Annotated in this window: 12 protein-coding genes, 3 pseudogenes and 1 other annotated feature; of the genes and pseudogenes, 8 read left to right on the forward strand and 7 right to left on the reverse strand. The window is 39.7% G+C overall.

Translation table 11 applies throughout. From position 1 onward, the window contains the following. Window positions 1-25: 25 nt before the first annotated feature. The 3 genes from PROCOU_RS06300 to PROCOU_RS06310 form a co-directional block, all read right to left on the reverse strand. Complete coding sequence (locus tag PROCOU_RS06300) at window positions 26-1621, reverse strand: immunoglobulin-like domain-containing protein (RefSeq protein WP_036070579.1); 1596 nt, start codon at window positions 1619-1621, stop codon at window positions 26-28. A 330-nt stretch (window positions 1622-1951) separates the two neighbouring features. Further along, a complete protein-coding gene (locus PROCOU_RS06305) occupies window positions 1952-3139 on the reverse strand; it encodes an amidohydrolase (protein WP_036070581.1) in 1188 nt (395 codons plus the stop codon). 5 nt (window positions 3140-3144) lie between these two features. Next, entirely contained in the window at window positions 3145-4332 is a 1188-nt protein-coding gene (locus PROCOU_RS06310) for a M20 family metallopeptidase (RefSeq protein WP_036070584.1), read from the reverse strand. 239 nt (window positions 4333-4571) lie between these two features. Between PROCOU_RS06310 and PROCOU_RS06315 the strand changes: the two genes are divergently transcribed. Beyond that, entirely contained in the window at window positions 4572-5774 is a 1203-nt protein-coding gene (locus PROCOU_RS06315; RefSeq protein WP_036070587.1) for an MFS transporter, read from the forward strand. A gap of 45 nt (window positions 5775-5819) precedes the next feature. Here PROCOU_RS06315 and PROCOU_RS06320 read toward each other — a convergent pair whose 3' ends face one another. Further along, window positions 5820-8159: a helix-turn-helix domain-containing protein gene (locus PROCOU_RS06320; RefSeq protein WP_036070589.1), complete on the reverse strand. Its 2340-nt coding sequence runs from the start codon at window positions 8157-8159 to the stop codon at window positions 5820-5822. 225 nt (window positions 8160-8384) lie between these two features. Here PROCOU_RS06320 and clpB point away from each other — a divergent pair. Both clpB and gpmA read left to right on the forward strand, forming a co-directional pair. Further along, window positions 8385-10981, forward strand: a pseudogene (clpB, locus tag PROCOU_RS06325) (ATP-dependent chaperone ClpB). Window positions 10982-11093: 112 nt separating this feature from the next. Further along, a pseudogene (gene gpmA, locus PROCOU_RS06330) lies at window positions 11094-11784 on the forward strand (2,3-diphosphoglycerate-dependent phosphoglycerate mutase). 41 nt (window positions 11785-11825) lie between these two features. On the opposite strand, the gene PROCOU_RS06335 reads toward gpmA, so the two are convergent. Next, a complete protein-coding gene (locus tag PROCOU_RS06335; RefSeq protein ID WP_036070592.1) occupies window positions 11826-12014 on the reverse strand; it encodes a YjzD family protein in 189 nt (62 codons plus the stop codon). Between the two features lie 872 nt (window positions 12015-12886). On the opposite strand from PROCOU_RS06335, the gene PROCOU_RS06340 reads away from it, so the two are divergent. The 4 genes and pseudogenes from PROCOU_RS06340 (at window position 12887) to PROCOU_RS06355 (ending at window position 16264) form a co-directional block, all read left to right on the forward strand. Then, on the forward strand, window positions 12887-13825 hold the full coding sequence (locus PROCOU_RS06340) for a beta-ketoacyl-ACP synthase III (RefSeq protein ID WP_036070595.1): 939 nt from the start codon (window positions 12887-12889) through the stop codon (window positions 13823-13825). 219 nt (window positions 13826-14044) lie between these two features. Continuing rightward, entirely contained in the window at window positions 14045-15283 is a 1239-nt protein-coding gene (fabF, locus tag PROCOU_RS06345; RefSeq protein ID WP_036070597.1) for a beta-ketoacyl-ACP synthase II, read from the forward strand. Between the two features lie 115 nt (window positions 15284-15398). Continuing rightward, window positions 15399-15863, forward strand: a complete 465-nt coding sequence (locus tag PROCOU_RS06350; protein ID WP_036070599.1) for a MarR family winged helix-turn-helix transcriptional regulator — start codon at window positions 15399-15401, stop codon at window positions 15861-15863. Further along, window positions 15847-16264 (forward strand): annotated as a pseudogene (locus tag PROCOU_RS06355) (organic hydroperoxide resistance protein). Before PROCOU_RS06350 ends, PROCOU_RS06355 begins: the two are co-directional and overlap by 17 nt. A gap of 49 nt (window positions 16265-16313) precedes the next feature. Here PROCOU_RS06355 and trpS read toward each other — a convergent pair. Beyond that, window positions 16314-17315 carry a tryptophan--tRNA ligase gene (gene trpS / locus PROCOU_RS06360; RefSeq protein ID WP_036070602.1) on the reverse strand — a complete coding sequence of 334 codons (1002 nt, stop codon included), beginning with the start codon at window positions 17313-17315 and terminating at the stop codon, window positions 16314-16316. Window positions 17316-17368: 53 nt separating this feature from the next. Further along, window positions 17369-17600: a binding site (T-box leader), on the reverse strand. Window positions 17601-17648: 48 nt separating this feature from the next. Continuing rightward, a complete protein-coding gene (locus PROCOU_RS06365; RefSeq protein WP_036070605.1) occupies window positions 17649-17999 on the reverse strand; it encodes a DUF3899 domain-containing protein in 351 nt (116 codons plus the stop codon). Window positions 18000-18246: 247 nt separating this feature from the next. Here PROCOU_RS06365 and PROCOU_RS06370 point away from each other — a divergent pair, with 247 nt between their 5' ends. After that, entirely contained in the window at window positions 18247-19905 is a 1659-nt protein-coding gene (locus PROCOU_RS06370; protein ID WP_036070610.1) for a peptide ABC transporter substrate-binding protein, read from the forward strand. The last annotated feature ends 223 nt before the right edge of the window (window positions 19906-20128 follow it).

The raw sequence follows: 20128 nt of genomic DNA on the forward strand, positions 1-20128 counted from the left end.
CTTTTTTCATTACGTGCGGGCGTTACTATTGTTTTGTTGTGGTAACAGTTTTTGTGTCTAGAATTTTACCGTTGACGTCGTATGCTGTTAATACTGCTTTATCTGTTGTTTTAAGAATAACAGTTTTTGCGTAATACTTAATAGCAGACGCTGTAGCGGGAATTTTAGTGCCTTCTACATCATTAACAGTGAGGCTAATTTTTGCTACATCACCAGAATATTGTCCAATTACATAACTATCTTTACCAATTACAAATGGGGAGATGGAAGTGATTAATCCTGTTGTAACTGCGACTACTGGTTTTGTAATACTAACAGTTTTTGTATCGAGTACTTGGCCTTTAGCATCATATGCAGTTAACTTCACGTTGTCAGTATCTTTAAGAATAACACCTTTTGCATAATATTTAATAGCAGATGCTGTAGCGGGAATTTTACTTCCTTCTACATCATTGACAGTGAGACTGATTTTCGCTACATCGCCAGAATACTGTCCAGTAACATAGCTATCTTTACCAATTACAAATGGAGCGATGGAAGTGACAGAACCATTTACTACTGCGACCACTGGTTTTTCTACAATGACAGCTTTCGAGCCGATTACTTTACCATTTGTGTCATAGGCGTTTAATGTCACGTTGTCAGTATCTTTAAGAATAACAGTTTTTGCATAATACTTAATAGCTGATGCCGTAGCGGGAATTTTAGTGCCTTCTAGACCGTTAACAGTAAGGCTAATTTTTGCTACATCACCAGAATATTGGCCAGTAACATAACTGTCTGTACCTAGTTTAAAGGTAGAGACCGTTAGAGAGACTTTTGTTGCATTTAGCAAATCTTGTGCTTTGTCTAAATCTTTTTGCATGTTTGCTTTTACGACGGGATCAAGGACAACATTAATTAAGTTTTGAGCAAAATCAATTGTTTTTTGAGCAGTCGTTGGTTTGAGTGTATTTGTGTTAGGATTATTATTTGTGAAAAGAGCCAGTACTGCGTCTGATGCCATTTTCTTTGCTAGTGTTTCATTTGCTCCCGGCACTAGAGGTTTTTGATTATTGCTGACATTTACAGTTTTTCGTGCCACTTCGCTTGTACCATTGTATCCTACTACTTCTACTTTGGAGCCTTGTGTGATAAAATCGTTCGTCGGAATGCTATAGGTTCCATCCGTATTTAGCGTTCCAGTTGTTTTCACAACACCATCTATAAGTAGACTTATACTTGTAATCCCTTTACCCATTATTCCTGTAATGGCTGTTGATGTTATATCTGCATCGTACGCGAATAAACTATAGTCTATCGCTGTATTTCTTATTTTCAATAAATCTTGCGCTTTATCTATGCTTGCTTGCATGTTTGCTCTTACGGTGTCGGTTATATCTGTAGCTGCGTCGGTTAATTGTTGTGCAGCATCGATTGCTGATTGATTAGTTGTTAGCTTAAGGACATTGGTGGACGGATTATTGTTTGCAAAAAGTGCTACTATTGCATCGGTCGCCATTTTAGAACTTTGGGACGCCGCTTTTACTGATATTTCAGAAAGTACATTAAATGGTGTTACAATACTTGTGCTTAAAATGGATGTTATAACTAATGCGCTTGCTATTCTAGGTAATTTCATTTTATTAACCTCTTTCATTCTTAAATTAATTTATAAAAATTGTGCATAAATACACATTTAGTTTATATTATTAGTAGTATACCTCTTTTCCTCATTTTTAAATATCACTCTAGTATCTTAGCATGGAAAGATAACAAATAATAGTGTAGCTGGTGATTTGTCGTTAAAGATACACAATATGATTTTTTTTTTTAACCATTGTACAAATGTAGAGAGAATATGTCGAAAAAAATAACAAAATTCATAAATAAAAAACTTCTCCATGAGACATAGAGAAGCTTTTAAATGAACTATAGGTAGTGCACAAATTTATGAGGGAAAATTATATTCTTATTCCACTCTGTAGTACCCCAACACAATCTCTGCAACTGATTTAGCCGCGACTAGTAGCGAATCTTCATCGATGTCGAATTTTGGATGATGATTGAAAAATGGTTTTTCTACGCCTTTAGGTTTCGCTCCAACGTATAAGAATGCACCTGGAATTTGTTCAAGATAGTAGGCGAAATCTTCGGAACCGGAAAGCATCTCGGCTTCGGACACGGATGTGAGATAGTCACCTAGCCCTTTTTGTAAGTAAGATACTGCATTGCTTGTGGCTTCGGGGTCGTTGTAAAGTGGTGGATAATCGTCGGTGTAAGTAAGTGTCGCTGTGATGCCATACATTGCCTCTAAACCGGCTACAATACAGCGGATTTCTCGGTCAATCAGCTCACGTGTCTCACTTGTCATATAGCGGACATCTCCCTCGAGCTCGACATAGTCTTTAATTACATTAAAGCTGCCCTTCCCATCAAAAGAACCAATTGTTACAACACCTGTATCAAAAGGATTGAGTCGACGGCTGACAATAGTTTGTATTGCAGTTACAAAATAGGAGGCAGCAACAATCGCGTCATTGGCTATATGTGGTGAGGAGCCATGTCCGCCTGTTCCTTGGATGCCAAGTTTGAAATAGCTACGGCCTGCCATTGCAAAACCGCTACGGTATCCGATTTCACCTGCATTGAAAAATGGGAACACATGAATACCGTAAATTGTATCGACATCATCTAAAAGTCCAGATTCGACAATGCTTTTTGCCCCTCCTGGTGGTGTTTCTTCTGCATGTTGGTGAATAATTTTAATTGTGCCAGGTAGTTCCTCTTTTAGTTGGATTAGGCAGTCAGCAAGGACTAGCAAGTAAGCAGTATGTCCATCATGTCCGCACGCATGCATAACGCCGGTGTTTTGTGAAGCAAAGGGAAGTCCAGTTTCTTCTTGGATTGGAAGCGCATCAAAGTCTGCACGCAGCCCCAGTGTTTTTCCTGGCTTGCCACCAGTAATCGTGACAACAATTCCATGCCCATTTCCAACTTCGCGCTCAATACGAACATCTTTTCCTTCGTAGAATTTGGCTACGTAGTCCGCTGTGGCTTGTTCATGAAAAGATAATTCTGGATGTGCGTGAAGGTGGCGGCGAATTGCAATCATTTCTTCACTCCGTGTATCGATCATTTGCATTAATTTTGCACGCATATTATTCACTCCTTGTATTTTTCTGTATAATCTGCTACAAGTGTACCCATCGCTTTAGCTGCAATGAGTAGCGAATCTTCGTTGAGATCAAATTTAGGATGATGATGTGGGAAGAAAACGCCATTCGCAGGCATAGCACCGACATAAAAGAAGCAACTTGGTCGTTCTTGGGCATAATACGCAAAATCTTCAGAAGGTGGTTGTGGCTCGCATCGTGTAATCTCAGTTACTTCTGCAATTGCGGTTTCCTGCAACGATTTCGTTACGAATTCTGTCAGCGCCACATCGTTTACAAGCACTGGATAATCATTTTCGTAGTCTAGGCTATAAGTAATACCGAACATAGTGGCCAGTCCATCTAAAATACGGCGAATTTCTTTTTCAATAAGCGTTCGAGTAGCTTCTGTCATTGCCCGCACGTCGCCCTCTAATAAGACCGCATCCTTAATCACATTAAAACTACCTCTTCCATCAAAAGAACCAATCGTTATAGAGCCAACATCAAAAGGATTGAGCCGTCGACTAATAATCGTTTGTAAAGCGACGACGAACTCACTTGATGCTACAATCGCGTCATTTGCCATATGGGGAGAAGAGCCGTGCCCACCTCGACCCATAATTTTAACTTTGAAAGATGCGCGGCCAGTTTGGATAGGACCTTCACGATATGCGATTTCACCAGTTGACATTGTGGACATCACATGAATACCGAGCACATGATCCACGCCATCTAAACAGCCATCGTGAATCATCGCAATCGCTCCACCAGGAGGAGTTTCTTCGGCCGGCTGATGTAGGATAACAATTTTGCCGTGGAGCTGATTCTTCATTTCAATGAGCGTTTCCGCTAAAACTAGCATGTAGGCTGTATGACCATCATGCCCACATGCATGCATGACACCCGGATTTTGGGATGCAAAAGAGAGTCCAGTTTCTTCTTGAATTGGTAAAGCATCAAAATCAGCACGAATCGCGAGTGTCCGTCCAGGTTTCCCACTATCTATTGTGACGACAACTCCATGTCCACCAACGTTTGTCCTCACATCGCAATCCTTATTTTTATAAAAATCCGCGATATAAGCAGCTGTGTTCTCCTCTTGAAAAGAAAGTTCTGGATGTGCGTGTAAATAGCGCCGTATCTCAATAATTTGATTTTGCTTTTCAGTTAACTTGGCTAGTAATTGTCGTTTCATCACATCTCCTCCTGTCTAAAGATTGCCTCACTATCCATTATAAACACATCAGTTCGAATATATAAGATAATTTTTGTTGTTAAAGCGGTTAGTTTTTGTCCTTTAGAAATTAAAAAAATAATAATGAATAAAAATGGGGCTTTTTTATTTACTATTTTGCAAATGTTTAGAAAACTATTTGTTACGATAAATTATGGTGCTATAATAAAAAGAAAGCGCTATAATTGGAGGGGAAAAACATGGAGAAGACGCAACAAAGAAAAGGTATACTGCCCATTTTATTTCTAGGTTATATTGCGATTTACATTGATAAGCTAGTTATTGGTGTAATCGCAGTACCGCTTGCAGAACAATTGAATCTCAGCATTGACGAAAAAAGCTACATATTTTCCGCATTTTTTATCGGCTATTCAATTATGCAAATTCCGTTTGGCTATTTAAATGACAAATTAGGCTCAAAATTTGTTCTGATTATTTCGCTGTCTATCATTACAGTGGCATCAATTGTTTTTGGGTCTGCATCAACACTCATAGCGCTTATTACTGCCCGTTTCTTCGCAGGAATTGGCCATGCAGGCTATCCAACGTCCTCAGCCAGAACTGTAACGGACACCTATCCAATGGAAAAAAGAACATGGGCACAGTCGATACTCATTTCCACATCTGGCATTGCATCAATCATCGGCCCATTACTTATCCCAATCGTCATCGGAGCATTTGGCTGGCGGGGTTCGATGTTTTGCATCGCCTTTTTATTCGTATTAGCACTTATCCTCGTCATTTGGAAATTGCCAAATATGCATAAAGAGAAGCAGAAGAACAAGCAAGTAAAGGCTAAGGCTGCTATACCATTTTGGAGAGTTGTGACGAATCCGGCGGTTGTCTTGCTATTCATCGCCATGTGTAGCATTAACATTGTTCTATACACAATTGCCAACTGGACACCAACCTATTTAGCTGACGAACGTGATATATCACTTGGTGTAATCTCCATTATTGTTGCTGTCGCAGGGCTTGGAAGTTTACTTGGAAGCTTTGGGACAGCATATATTGTTGGCCGTTTTTTCCAACATCGTGAAAAGCGTGTCATCTTTGTACTTAGTATTATTACGGCCGGTTCGGCTCTTCTTGTATACCAATCCAGTAGCATTGTCGTACTAACATTCTGGCTATTCCTATGTTATATGTGTTCTGTCATGATTTTTTCCACCATGTTTAGCTTACCTCTTAAGCGATTGCACGAATCCATTGTTGGTACAGCAACAGGCGTCGTTAACACAGGTGCAACACTTGGTGGCGTTTTTGCACCGATGATAGTGGCTCAACTTGTAGGGGCATTTGGTAATTATCAAACCGTTTTTATCGCCATCGCCGTAGCTGCTCTCGTCACATGCCTTTTCGTAGCATTTATACCCAACATGAAAACAACCCAAAAAGCATAAACAATGTGCCGGTGAAATTGCGAAATTCATCGGCACACTTCTAGGTCAAATCGTTTTTCGAAACTCATAAAAATGAATTGAATTAATATCTAAATAGGCATAAAATGACCAATCATCTGTCATTACTTCTTCACTTACTGAGAGTTTAGGAACCGAAGTTTGCTCCGCATACTCTAACAATTCCTGATCTAATCCATGCGCGCTATTTAACTCCCAATATTTCGAATAGAGCGCGCCATTATCCAAATCAAACTGAAATTTCCGCACCTGATAATGCCCAGGCAAAAGCCCTTTCAAGCGAATATGCAACTCCTTCCGATAATCATGTAGAAGCGAATTTTCTACCGAATAAAGCGGATTAAATTGCTTACAATTAAGCAAGACTAACTGATAGCCATCTTCAAATGCCGTTAAAACAAAATCATCTCCATAAGCCACAATCTCCCCTCGTAATCGCTGTTTGAATTTTAAGGCATAAAAGGCAGGGCGCTTTCCATTAAAGTAATGAAATAACTCCAACCCGTCTAACCGAATATTGCGATCCTTCCATTCATCCTCATGTAACTCCGTATTAATCCAAAAGCCAAGCCCGAAAAGTTCTGAACTCACAGCAAGCATCGTTTGAAAAATCAAAGCCCCTCGAAAAAAAGTGCCATTTGTAAAGCGTGTATTCCCTGTTAATGTATTCCAATTAATAAGAATTAATGGCTTATCCAAGTGATTTCTTTTCAAATAATGTTTCAATTTCTGAGTTTTCGATAAGACGTAATCTTCCGTCACAAGGAACTCCTCATTCGAACTTTTGCTAAAATCAACCGCCTCATTTTGATTCGCGTTAAATCCAACAAAATCAATCCTGTCTGCCGTATCTTTTATCCATTCATGGTTAGAAAGTGGGGCCTCCCGTCGTTCTGAAAAAGGAAAGTAGCTCCCGACCTGAATCCGTGAATCAAACTGCTTCAATAGTGAGTACAGTTTTAAATAAACCCGACGTAATTCTTTTTTAGGAACTGCTGTCCTATGTGGCTCGAAGTACATAAAATACCATCTACTTACAAAGTGACGTCCAAAAACATGAATCGTATGACGTAGAAATTGCTCCAATTTTGAGAAATATGCATTCTCGTCAATAGGTATGTTCTGATACTCGATCCGAATGAATAATCCCATATCTAGTTTCTTCAAATAAGAAATTGCTAAATCTGAATTCGCATATGGTGAAGAAGTTGGAACTTTCTCATCTGTCTCTTTATCCGGTAGGAATGTTGTCCCGGGGATTAAGTGCCTAATGCCAACATACCGCACACCGAGTTCATCTTTCGCCATCAAAAGCTGCGTCTGTACATTTTCTTGTAATACCACATGCAACTCGCCAATCGTCAAAATATGCATAGCTTCCGGAATCGTGGTTGGCTTACTGGAGCCAACTGAAATTGTTTTTTTCTCAAATGGAGCCTCATCCACAAAGCTCACTTGTTCTGCGGCTTGTCGGTAGTAAGCCAGTTGCGCTAAAATATTCGGAGATTCCGTAACCCGCTGCGTTTGTGTTGGTATATATGCGGGCTTTTCAGTAACCGAAGCAAGTTCTTTCATCATTTCTTGTCGATAGATAGTGGGTGTTTTCCCAAAATAGGTTTTAAAAGAAGTCGTGAAATTTTTAGGGGAGGAAAAACCGTTTTTCTGAGCAATCTGTGAAATATTGGCCGAACTCGTACGTAAATCCTCTATGCTATGTTTCAACCGAATTTGCGTCAAATACTGTAAAAAGCCGAGCCCTGTCACTTTTTTAAAATAGCGAGATAAATAAGATGTGGATAAAAATTCCTGTTCTGCAATACCTTGTAACGTAATCTGCTCATCAAATTGCTGCTCCAATTGTTGTGTAAGCCGAGTAATCCGCGTGTCGTGGATACTTACTCCTTCTTGCACCGGCAATTCCTTCTTGAAAAATCGAGTTAAAAGTAACATAATTTGAAGCAATGCGCTCTGTATTTCAAGCTGGCTACTTTCTGTTTTATGAGATTGCGCAATCATCATTTCTGCAAGATATTTTTGCAATAAGGCAATCATTTTTTCACGCCCTGTGTCAATCTGGCTTGATATGCAATCAAAGGAAATGTGGAAATAATTGGCGTAATAAGACGTGAAAAAGGGGCTTGAAATATGTAAGTGGATTACAATCGTATCATTCGAACCATGTGCTGTATAAAGTTCACGATGATTCAAGACAATCAAATCATTCCTATAGAGTTGAAAATCATGTTCTGCCACTGAAATTATAAGTTCGCCTTGCAGTAGAAATAGAATGGTTGTACCAGAATGTTCTTTGGGTGCCAAACACGTCACATTTTCAAGCTGAATCGAGTATTCTTCTTTTCTCTTCACAAAAATCGCCTCCTGTCTTTTCTATTATACTACTAAAGAATCTGGAAATAAAAAGTATACTTTTCTCGGCTGTTTTCTTTGGACAAAAAGGAGAAAAAAGACTATAATAACTATATGGTCAGTAAAGGTCAAATTAATAAAAATCGTTCTCAAAGCGGAGGTTTTTTCATACATGGCCATTTATAATAGAAACTATATTCATTGAAACGAGGTGCGTATAAACTTATGGAAATGCAGAAATTTACACAACAAGTCCAAGAGATGATTGCGTCAGCCCAACAATTAGCCATTGAAGGAAAGCAGCAACAAATCGATACGTTACATGTATTCGTGGTTCTTTTAGAACATAGCGATTTTGCGAAGCGGGTGTATGAGGTAGCAGGAGTAGACACGAAACCGTTATTAAAAACGATTGAACTTGAAATAGAAAAATTACCGAGCGTGACAGGAAGCAATGTGCAGTACGGTCAAGCGATGAGTTCTTCGTTGTATGAATTAATTGCAGACGCCGAGAAAGAACGCCAAAAATTGGAAGATGATTATGTATCCACGGAGCATTTACTGTTAGCCGTGATGGAACAGAAAAAAAAGCCCAGTGACAGAAGCAGTCGGGATTTCGAAAAAAAAAATTGAACGAAGCCATTCTACAAATTAGAGGAGGAAAACGAGTGACAACACAAAACGCAGAAGAACAATATGAAGCATTATTAAAGTATGGTCGCGATTTAGTCGCCGAAGTTCGTACTGGAAAAATTGATCCAGTCATTGGTCGTGATGCTGAAATTCGCAATGTTATCCGGATTTTATCGCGGAAAACGAAAAATAATCCAGTTCTAATCGGAGAACCTGGCGTTGGTAAAACAGCGATTGTGGAAGGTTTAGCACAAAGGATTGTACGTAAAGACGTGCCAGAAGGCTTGAAAGATAAGACGATTATTTCACTGGATATTGGCTCGCTGATTGCTGGTGCGAAATATCGTGGTGAATTTGAAGAGCGCCTGAAAGCGGTTTTACAAGAAGTGAAAGATAGTGACGGCGAAATTTTGTTATTCATCGACGAAATTCATACGATTGTTGGAGCTGGAAAGACAGACGGTGCCATGGATGCCGGAAATATGCTAAAACCAATGCTTGCTCGCGGCGAACTTCATTGTATCGGGGCCACAACATTGGATGAGTACCGCCAATATATCGAAAAAGATCCAGCCCTAGAACGCAGGTTCCAAAAAGTACTAGTACCAGAGCCTACCGTTGAAGATACTGTGTCCATCTTGCGTGGTTTGAAAGAGCGCTTTGAAATTCATCATGGGGTTAATATTCATGATAATGCATTGGTTGCAGCGGCTAGCTTGTCGAATCGCTACATCACAGATCGTTTTTTACCAGATAAGGCAATTGACTTAGTCGATGAAGCATGTGCTACGATTCGCGTTGAAATTGATTCGATGCCAAGCGAGCTTGACGAAGTGACGCGTAAAGTGATGCAACTAGAGATTGAGGAAGCTGCGCTAAAAGAGGAGAAAGATCCAGCGAGCGAGCGTCGTTTGGAAATGCTCCAAAAAGAACTGGCAGACTATAAAGAAGAAGCCCACAAGATGAAGTCAAAGTGGGAATCAGAAAAGAATGAAATTAGTAAAATCCGTGAAGTTCGCGAACAAATTGATCATTTGCGCCACGAGTTAGAAGAAGCAGAGAACAATTACGATTTGAATAAAGCAGCCGAGCTTCGTCATGGCCGTATTCCAGAGGTGGAGAAAGAGTTGGCGTTGCTAGAAGGGGAAAATCGCGAGAAAACGGCGAATGAGGATCGACTTTTGCAAGAAGAAGTTACAGAAAATGAAATCGCGGATATCGTAGGTAGATGGACTGGTATTCCAGTAGCTAAATTAGTCGAGGGAGAGCGTGAGAAACTGTTGAAATTAGCAGATTCGCTCCAAGAAAAAGTTATTGGACAAGAGAATGCAGTCGGCCTAGTAAGCGATGCTGTAATTCGCACGCGTGCTGGAATTAAAGATCCACGACGCCCAATTGGCTCATTCATTTTCCTAGGTCCGACTGGTGTGGGGAAAACCGAACTTGCTAAAGCGTTAGCCTTTAATCTTTTTGACTCAGAAGATCATATGATTCGGATTGATATGTCGGAATATATGGAGAAACACGCGGTATCAAGGCTTGTCGGAGCGCCACCTGGTTATGTAGGTTATGAAGAAGGTGGTCAATTAACCGAGGCTGTTCGTCGCAATCCGTACTCGATTATTTTGCTAGATGAAATTGAGAAAGCACATCCAGACGTATTTAACATCTTGCTCCAAGTGCTGGATGATGGCAGGATTACCGATTCGCAAGGACGTCTGATTGACTTTAAAAATACGGTAATTATCATGACCTCCAATATTGGCTCAACAATGTTGTTGGAACGTACGGTAGATGGTGAAATTTCTGAGAAGTTGGAAGAAGATGTTCTTGAAGTTTTGCAAGCCTCGTTTAAGCCAGAATTTTTGAATCGGGTGGATGATATTATTCTATTTAAACCGTTGACATTGGAAAATATTAAAGGCATTGTTGAAAAAGTAGTTGCCGAGTTGCAAGTCCGCCTAGCTGCTCAAGAAATCAAGATTACAATAACCGAAGACGCGAAAAGCTTTATCGCTGAAGAAGCTTACGATCCTATTTACGGTGCGCGTCCACTAAAACGCTATATTACGCGCCAAATCGAAACGCCACTTGCCCGCGAAATTGTCGCTGGGAAAATTATGCCACATTCGGAAGTTGCAATTACACTACAAGATGGTCGCTTTGATTTTGAAATAGTAGGGGAATAAGCTTTATAAACTCCTTACTCAGATTTGTTTTTTGGGTGAGGAGTTTTATACTTAATGAAGTAGGGAAATGGCAAATGGATATGAAAATGAAGCGTAGAGAGGATTGAGAGAAATGAAGTTAGTATTGATTCGTCATGGACAAAGTGAATGGAACAAGCTGAACCTTTTTTACAGGTTGGCATGATGTTGATTTGTCAGAACAAGGTGTGGAAGAAGCTAAAAAGGCCGGGGAGCTGATTAAAGAAGCAGGGCTCGAATTTGACGTTGCCTTCACATCCGTTTTAACTCGTGCGATTAGGACGCTAGATTACGCGCTAGAAGGTTCGGAACAATTATGGATTCCTGTTCATAAATCATGGCGTTTAAACGAACGTCATTATGGCGCGTTACAAGGTTTGAATAAACAAGAAACTGCCGATAAATATGGTGCTGATCAAGTCCAATTATGGCGTCGTAGCTACGATACATTGCCACCACTTTTGGAAGAAAATGATGACCGCCAAGCGAAAAATGATCGCCGTTATCAGTTACTAGATACGAGTGCAATTCCGTCTGGTGAGAATCTGAAAGTGACGTTAGAGCGCGTGATTCCTTATTGGATGGATACGATTGCACCTGAAATAAAAAGTGGCAAGCGTGTGGTGATTGCAGCGCATGGAAATAGCTTACGGGCGTTAGTGAAATTCCTTGAAGGTATTAGCGATGAAGATATTATGGAACTCGAGATTCCTACCGGTGTGCCATTAGTATACGAATTAGATGATGATTTGAAACCAACGAATAAATACTACCTAGGTGAATAGAATAAAAAAGTATGTTAACCAATTTTGGTTAACATACTTTTTTATTTAATATCGTAGGTTTCGCTTTCTTTTGGCATCAAAACAGGAATAAGGAAAATCGCGATGGAGATAGCGACTGCCATAATGGTTCCCATTGTGAAATCGTAGGTAGCTGCCATAACTGAAGCGGCAACGTACTCAGACATTTGAGCTAAAATAAATACCCAGATAAATGTAATGATATAACGCATGACACAACACCTCCGTTCAAGGATTCCTCGACTTATTCTAGCATAAAAGTGAGAGGTTGACCATGTATTTGTTCATTGTATCAAAAAAATTGTCGGCTAGATATTGACATAGAATCGCAATTAGAAAAATTTTTGAAAGTAGATTTAGTACATATGAGGTTTTGATGTATTATATTTTTGAGAAAATAAGGAAAATCAGACAATTTCTATTGTTAAATATATGATTGTCTGTTAAAATTAGGACCAGGTAATAAAAAAGCCGAACATATCCGCTCAACCCTTAGGAAACCGTGACGAGCAAAGTGACAGCCGGTGCTTAGTTTTTTGCTGTTTTTAAGACTATATCCAAGGTGCGCGTGAGAGGAGGCTGGAACAAAGGGTTTGGGACATAACCCAAATAAATCGGTGGCAAGCGCTCGCCTTCAGGGGATTTGGCGGACTTTCGGTTCTGCTACGCTTAACTTCTTGCATGGCCCGAGGAAACTACCCTCTCCCTGCTTTCAGGCATCACATACAGTCGTATGCTCCGCTTTGTTGTGGTTCTTTGAAGCAAAGCGAATTAGAACCACAATATGCAAAGGAATGGAATGCGTTTGCCATCCTCATTTCGCCAAATCCCCTGAATACAAACGCTTTCGCTCAATTTGTGTAAAGCAAAATTTTCGTCCTACCTAAAGTATATGGCTCGGCGGTTTTGTTTTATATTGAGTTTGTCCCAACTTCATTCTTTGAATCGAAAGTACGCGAAATTAGTCAAGTAACGTTCCCAAATCAACAACCATCAATTCGAAAAATCAGCAATTATACTTTTATATTTATAACCAGAGGCGATTTAAACGCTTCACAACTAATTTTTCTTGGAGGAATAGGAAATGAATGCAGGTATTTTAGGTGTCGGTAAATATGTACCGGAGCGTGTCGTTACAAACGCAGATTTAGAAAAAATAATGGATACATCTGACGAGTGGATTCGTACAAGAACGGGAATCGAGGAACGTCGTATCGCTCGCGATGATGAATATGTACATGACATGGCTTATGAAGCCGCAAAAGCAGCAATTGAAAATGCAGGGTTAACACCAGCAGACATCGATTTAATTATCGTGGCAACGGTGACGCAAGAATCTAATTTCCCGTCTGTGGGTAACATTATTCAAGATCGCTTAGGTGCGAACAAAGCGGCAGCAATGGATTTAGAAGCAGCATGTGCCGGTTTTACATTCGGGGCCGTAACAGCCGCTCAATTTATCCAAACAGGCGCGTATAAGCATATCGTCGTTGTTGGTGCAGATAAATTATCCAAAATTACAGATTGGGAAGATCGCAGTACAGCTGTTCTTTTTGGAGATGGTGCTGGGGCAGTTGTAATGGGGCCTGTATCTGACGGTCATGGTTTACTTTCTTTTGATCTTGGTTCAGATGGGTCAGGTGGAAAATACTTAAACCTTAATGAAAAGCGTAAATTATACATGAATGGTCGCGAAGTTTTCCGGTTTGCCGTACGTCAAATGGGTGAAGCATCCTTACGTGTTCTTGAGAAAGCAGGGATGGAAAAAGAAGAGCTGGACTTGCTAATTCCGCATCAAGCGAATATTCGTATCATGGAAGCATCGCGCGAACGTTTAGACTTACCAGAAGAAAAACTGATGAAAACCGTTCATAAATATGGTAATACTTCTGCCTCTTCTATCGTACTAGCTTTAGTTGATGCAGTAGAAGAAGGCCGTATTAAAGAAGACGATAATTTACTTTTAGTTGGATTCGGTGGCGGTTTAACATGGGGTGCTTTGATTCTTAAATGGGGCAAATAGTACAAAACAAAGTCTGGAATAACGCATCATTTTATTCCAGACTTTTTTAAATGGCAAACGAAATAGGTCTTTTGCAGAAATCGGGTTTTATTTATGATATAATGAAGGTGTCTTTTTATATTTTGTTATTAGTAATAGCATTTTTTTTGTATGACCAACTACTGCTAAACTAGTGGAAGTTATTTTTTGTGTAATAATAGTAAAAGAGGAGATGAAAAAATGGAGAAAAAACGTGTCGTAGTAACGGGTGTTGGTGCTGTTACTCCAATAGGAAATGACGCCGATACAGCTTGGGAGAACGCTAAAAAAGGTGTGAACGGTGTTTCTGAACTTACACGACTAAATCCAGATGACTTCCCAGTTAAAATTGCTGCGGAACTGAAGGATTTTGATATTGAGAAATATATTGATAAGAAGGACGCCCGCAAAATGGACCGTTTCACGCATTATGCGATTGCAAGTTCGGATATGGCAGTTGCAGATGCTGGTTTAACGATTGATGAATCGAATGCAGAGCGCGTTGGTGTCTGGATAGGCTCAGGAATTGGCGGTATGGAGACGTTTGAATCACAATATGAAATCTTTTTGAATCGCGGGCATCGACGTGTTAGCCCATTCTTTGTACCAATGATGATTCCGGATATGGCAAGTGGTCAAGTATCGATTCGTCATGGTGCCAAAGGAATCAATTCAGCGACGGTTACAGCTTGTGCTACAGCAACTAACTCGATTGGCGATGCTTTCAAAGTGATTCAACGCGGAGATGCTGACGTGATGATTACAGGTGGTGCTGAGGCGCCCATTACGAAAATGTCTGTGGCTGGTTTTGTATCGAACAAAGCCCTGTCGCTTAATACAGATCCAGAAACAGCGTGTCGTCCATTTGATATTGGGCGCGATGGTTTTATCATTGGAGAGGGTGCGGGGGTCTTTATTTTAGAAGAATTAGAACATGCTAAAGCCCGCGGTGCCAAAATTTATGCAGAAATCGTTGGTTACGGTGCGACCGGTGATGCATACCATATTACTGCCCCAGCTCCAGGTGGAGAAGGAGCTGCTCGTTCGATGCAAATGGCTCTACAAGATGCAGAAATCGGCGTGGATGGTGTAGATTATATCAATGCTCACGGCACGAGTACGCCTTATAATGATGATTATGAAACACAAGCGATCAAAACTGTTTTCGGTGAAAATGCTAAAAAACTCGCAATCAGCTCTACAAAATCAATGACAGGACATACACTAGGCGCGTCCGGCGGTATTGAAGCCATCTTCAGCGTGTTAGCAATTCGAGATAGCATAGTTCCACCAACGATTCATTTAAAGAATCCAGATCCAGTCTGTGATTTAGATTACGTGCCAAACATAGCTCGTGAAATGAACGTAGATGTAGCAATGTCCAATTCTTTTGGTTTTGGCGGCCACAATGCGACACTAGTATTCAAAAAGTATCAATAAAACAAAGGAGAGGTACCCAATTTTGCGGTAGCTCTCTTTTTGAGCAATTAATTAGTATTTTTTATAAAAACGATGTACAATTAAATTGTGCACAAATTAATTAGGAGGAAGAGCCATGGTTAGCCGAAAACGAATTCTAGAAGAACAGCTATGCTTTTCAATATATACTGCCTCGCGAGAATTTACCAAATTTTACAGACAGACATTAGAACCTTTTCAACTTACTTATCCGCAATACCTAGTTCTGCTAGCGCTTTGGGAAGAACCAAGGCAGTTAGTGAAGGAGCTAGGAAGTCACCTATCGCTAGACAGCGGAACGTTAACGCCGATGTTGAAGCGAATGGAAGGTATGGAACTAATCGAAAGATCTCGTAGTAAAGAGGATGAAAGAAAAGTGTATATTGAGCTCACAGAAAAAGCTATAGGTATGGAATCAGCTGTTTTAGAAAGCGTGGCCGATTGTATTTCCAAGCTGGCATTCACAGAGCAAGATTATAAACAGCTGTTACATGGAATAAAAGCATTGACGAGCAAAATTCAAGAAAATAATGGAGGAAAGAAGCATGAAAAAATTATATGAAACAACTGTAATCAATACCGGTGGGCGTAAAGGAGAAGTGCATTCTCCAGATAATATTTTCTTTCAAGACATCGTCTCACCAAAAGAATTAGGCGGTGAGGGTGGTTCAGGTTCTAACCCAGAACAATTATTCGCAGCAGGCTACTCGGCATGTTTCAATAGCGCGCTAGAACTAGTAATGTCCAAACAAAAAAATTGAAGCAGCTAGCACTGTAGAAGGGACGGTAGCATTGTACAGCGATCCCGAAGATAATGGCTTTAAAATTGGTGTTGTTCTAGCCGTTCATATCGAAGGCGTTGATGCAGAAACCGCACACAAATTAGTCGAAACAGCGCATCAAGTTTGCCCGTACTCCAAAGCAACACGTGGCAATATCGAGGTGGAACTAAACATTATCTAAAAAATACCGTCATGGCTTTTTTGAAAAAGTCACGACGGTATTTTTTTGCTTATTTTCTTCTTTTACGACCAAGCCCAATCGCATTTTCCATTTTCTTCAACGTTTTATTAGCCACACGAGAAGCTTTTTCAGCGCCTTGATCTAAAATATCGTCCAGTTCAGGAGAGTTTAAGAAATGTTCATAACGCTCTTGAATTGGGGCTAATTCATTCACAACCACCTCAGCAAGATCCGATTTAAAATCACCGTAGCCCTTACCTTCATACTTGGCTTCAAGTTCTTGAATCGATTCACCAGTTATAGCAGAATAAATCGCCAATAAGTTCGAAATACCAGGCTTATTCTCCTTGTCAAATTGCACAATACCAGAAGAATCCGTTACAGCGCTTTTAATTTTCTTTGTAATGACATTTGGCGGATCCAACAAGAAAATCGCATTCTTTTTATTGTCGTCTGATTTACTCATTTTACGCATTGGATCTTGAAGTGACATCACGCGTGCGCCTTGCTCAGGTACATAAATATTAGGAACAACAAATACATCGGCATCCTCATTTTTCTTATTAAAGCGCTCTGCCAAATCACGCGTCAGTTCGATATGCTGCTTCTGATCATCACCAACAGGCACCAAATCTGTTTGATACAATAAAATATCTGCGGCCATCAAAGGCGGGTACGTCAGCAACCCAGCGCTCACACCAGCTTTACCAGTTGATTTATCCTTAAACTGCGTCATCCGCTCAAGTTCTCCGATATACACATTGCACTGCAAAATCCAAGCCGCCTGCGCATGTGCCGGAACTTCCGATTGAATAAATAATGTCGATTTTTCTGGATCGAGCCCCACCGCCAAATAAAGCGCAGCAAGATTACGAATACTTTGGCGTAACTTCAGCCTATCTTGAGGAACCGTTATTGCATGTTCGTCTACGATACAATAAAAACAATCATACTCCTCCTGAAACTGTCCAAACTGTTTTAAAGCTCCGATATAATTTCCTAAAGTTAAATCTCCACTCGGCTGAATTCCTGAAAAAATTGTCTGCTTCATACTAACTTCCTCCTCTTTCACTCAAACAAAAAAACGCCCATCCCCATTATCAAAATAGGGACGAACGTTATATCCGCGGTACCACCCTAAGTGTTTCATCAAGAAACCACTTAGCGAAATGAAAAATCATTCCTAGAGTTAACGGTCTAACCCGTCATTTGCTACTTCGATGTTCACAAATGATGCCAAAGAACCCATTCAAGCAAGGTCGTTATCTGTTCTCACCAACCACAGACTCTCTAAGAAACGTTACCTAACCATACTCTTTTCTTTGCTAACACATCTTCCTTATATAAATCAATAATACCAAAGGAACAGAATCGCGTCAATGCATCAACTATAGTAAACGGCTAGCGCAATAAAGCTTGTCGCAAGTACTGTAAGCGAGCTGAGCAAAAGGCTCACGTATCCTACATTCATTAATTCAGATAAGGGAACGTCCGCGAATTCGCTCTCCTCTTCTCGTCGCATTCTTCTTGTAATTTTGCGCATGCCAGTATGTATCAAATCAAAGAATCCAGACTGCATTACATAAAGAATTAGACCTACTACAAATACAATTGCTGCCACAATAAAGGAAACATTTATATAGTAAAGTAGTGAAATGTTCCAATAAAAAGAAAGCATCAGAAAAAATATCAAAATCTCCTGAATCACAGCAAAAATAATTACGCGCTTGAGCAAATATGTCACCTTCCAATCCAAAATTCTATTCTAACTCTATCATAAAATCTGTCAGAATACCATGCCACAATCAAGTTATTCATAATAAAATTTCTGTCACTTTAACACGTCAACAGAACAACGCGCACAAGGTATTTGCATTTATATAAAAAAAATAAAAGTAATCAAATTTATAAAAACTACTTTATTTTTCTGAAAAAAATAGTATATAGTAATTCTACACTCTAAAGAGGGAGAGGATTAAGTTATGAAGTTGAAGAAAAGTTGGGTATTAATATTGATGCTAGGCATTATGTCCGCGGTACTTGTAGCATGCGGAGGTGGAGATAGCACGAAAGAAGATGCCAGCAAATCAGGCAAGAAAACAGTTAATCTAATGGAATCAGCTGAAATTCCATCGATGGATTCCAAAAAAGGAACAGACGGTGTAAGTTTTACGGCTCAAAACACTGTTTTCGAAGGTTTGTACTATTTGGATAAAGAAGATCAAGTACAGCCAGGCGTTGCAAAAGAAGATCCGCAAATCAATGACGACCAAACAGTTTATACAATCAAACTGCGCGATGATGCCAAATGGTCAAATGGAACACCCGTAACAGCCAATGATTTCGTATATTCTTGGAGAAAAATAGTAGATCCAAAAACTGCTGCAGAATACGCTGTTATTTTCAGTGGAGTAGTCAAAAATGCGACAAAAATTACAGCTGGTGAAATGAAACCAGAAGAATTAGGCGTGAAAGCAATCGATGACCAAACACTCGAAGTAACGCTTGAGCAACCAGTACCATATTTCCATTCGCTTTTAACGTTCCCAACATTCTATCCGCAAAACGAAGAATATGTTGAGAAACAAGGCGCAGATTATGCAAAAGATAGCGATCACATGATTTACAACGGTGCATTTACGATGAAAGGCTGGACAAACACTAGTAAATCATGGTCTTATGAGAAAAACAGCAAGTATTGGAACAAAGGTGACATTAAACTAGATAAAATTAATCTACAAGTTATTAAAGACCCAGGAAGCGCCGTTAACCTTTACACAACAGGAAAACTGGATCGCGCAACACTTTCTGGTGATTATGCGAAACAAAAACAAAGCGATGCAGATTTCACATCAAGTCTAGATGCATTCGTATACTTCTTGAAATTCAACCAAAAACTAGATGGTAAAGCGACTATTTTTGCAAATGAAAATGTTCGTAAAGCCATTGCTACAGTTATCAATAAAGAAACAATGGTAGATACAGTGCTTGCCAATGGTTCTGAGCCAATCAACGGACTAGTACCATCGAAATTTACGTTTAATCCAGTAACAAAAGAAGACTTCCGTAAAGAAAATGGTGATTTAATAACATACGACAAAGCCAAAGCGCAAGAGTACTGGAAAAAAGCGAAACAAGAATTAGGCCAAGACAAAATCACGATTGAATTCCTAGGCGATGATCAAGAGTTCAGCAAGAAAATGGCTGAATACATTCAAAGCGAATTAGAAACAAACCTAGACGGCCTAAAAATCAATATCAAAACTGTGCCATACAAATCACGTTTGAAATTGGATGAAACGCAACAATACGAACTACAGTTATCACGTTGGGGCCCAGACTACCAAGATCCATCGACATTCCTAGGTGTGTTTGAAACAACAAGTAGCTATAACCGTTCAAGCTACTCGAATCCAGAATACGACAAACTTCTAAAAGAAGCTGCTACAACACTAGCAACAAAACCAGAAGAACGTTGGAATGTATTACTTCAAGCAGAGAAAATCCTGATTGAACAAGATACAGCTATTGCACCACTTTACCAAAATGGTGTTGCAGCTTTGCAAAATCCGAAAATGACAGGTTTTGTGACGCATCTATTCGGTGCTCCATATTCTTATCAATGGATTGAAATTAAATAAGTAAAGCAGATATGAAGTGCGCTCCAAATTCAACTTTGGAGTGCCTTTCTGCTATCATTAAATTGGAAATGAAACTCTGAAAACTTCGAATATCTAACAAAGGTAGTTAAATTTTCTATCATTAGAAAAATCACTAGAAACGGGGCACATTAAGGATTTATGAAGTTTTTTTTAAAGTTTCTTTATTTTTTAGTGTGTTTATGTAGACAGATGACGGAAAAAA

Origin of the sequence: Listeria rocourtiae FSL F6-920, assembly GCF_000525975.1 — a bacterium.
In the GTDB taxonomy this organism is placed as follows: Bacteria; Bacillota; Bacilli; order Lactobacillales; family Listeriaceae; genus Listeria_A; species Listeria_A rocourtiae.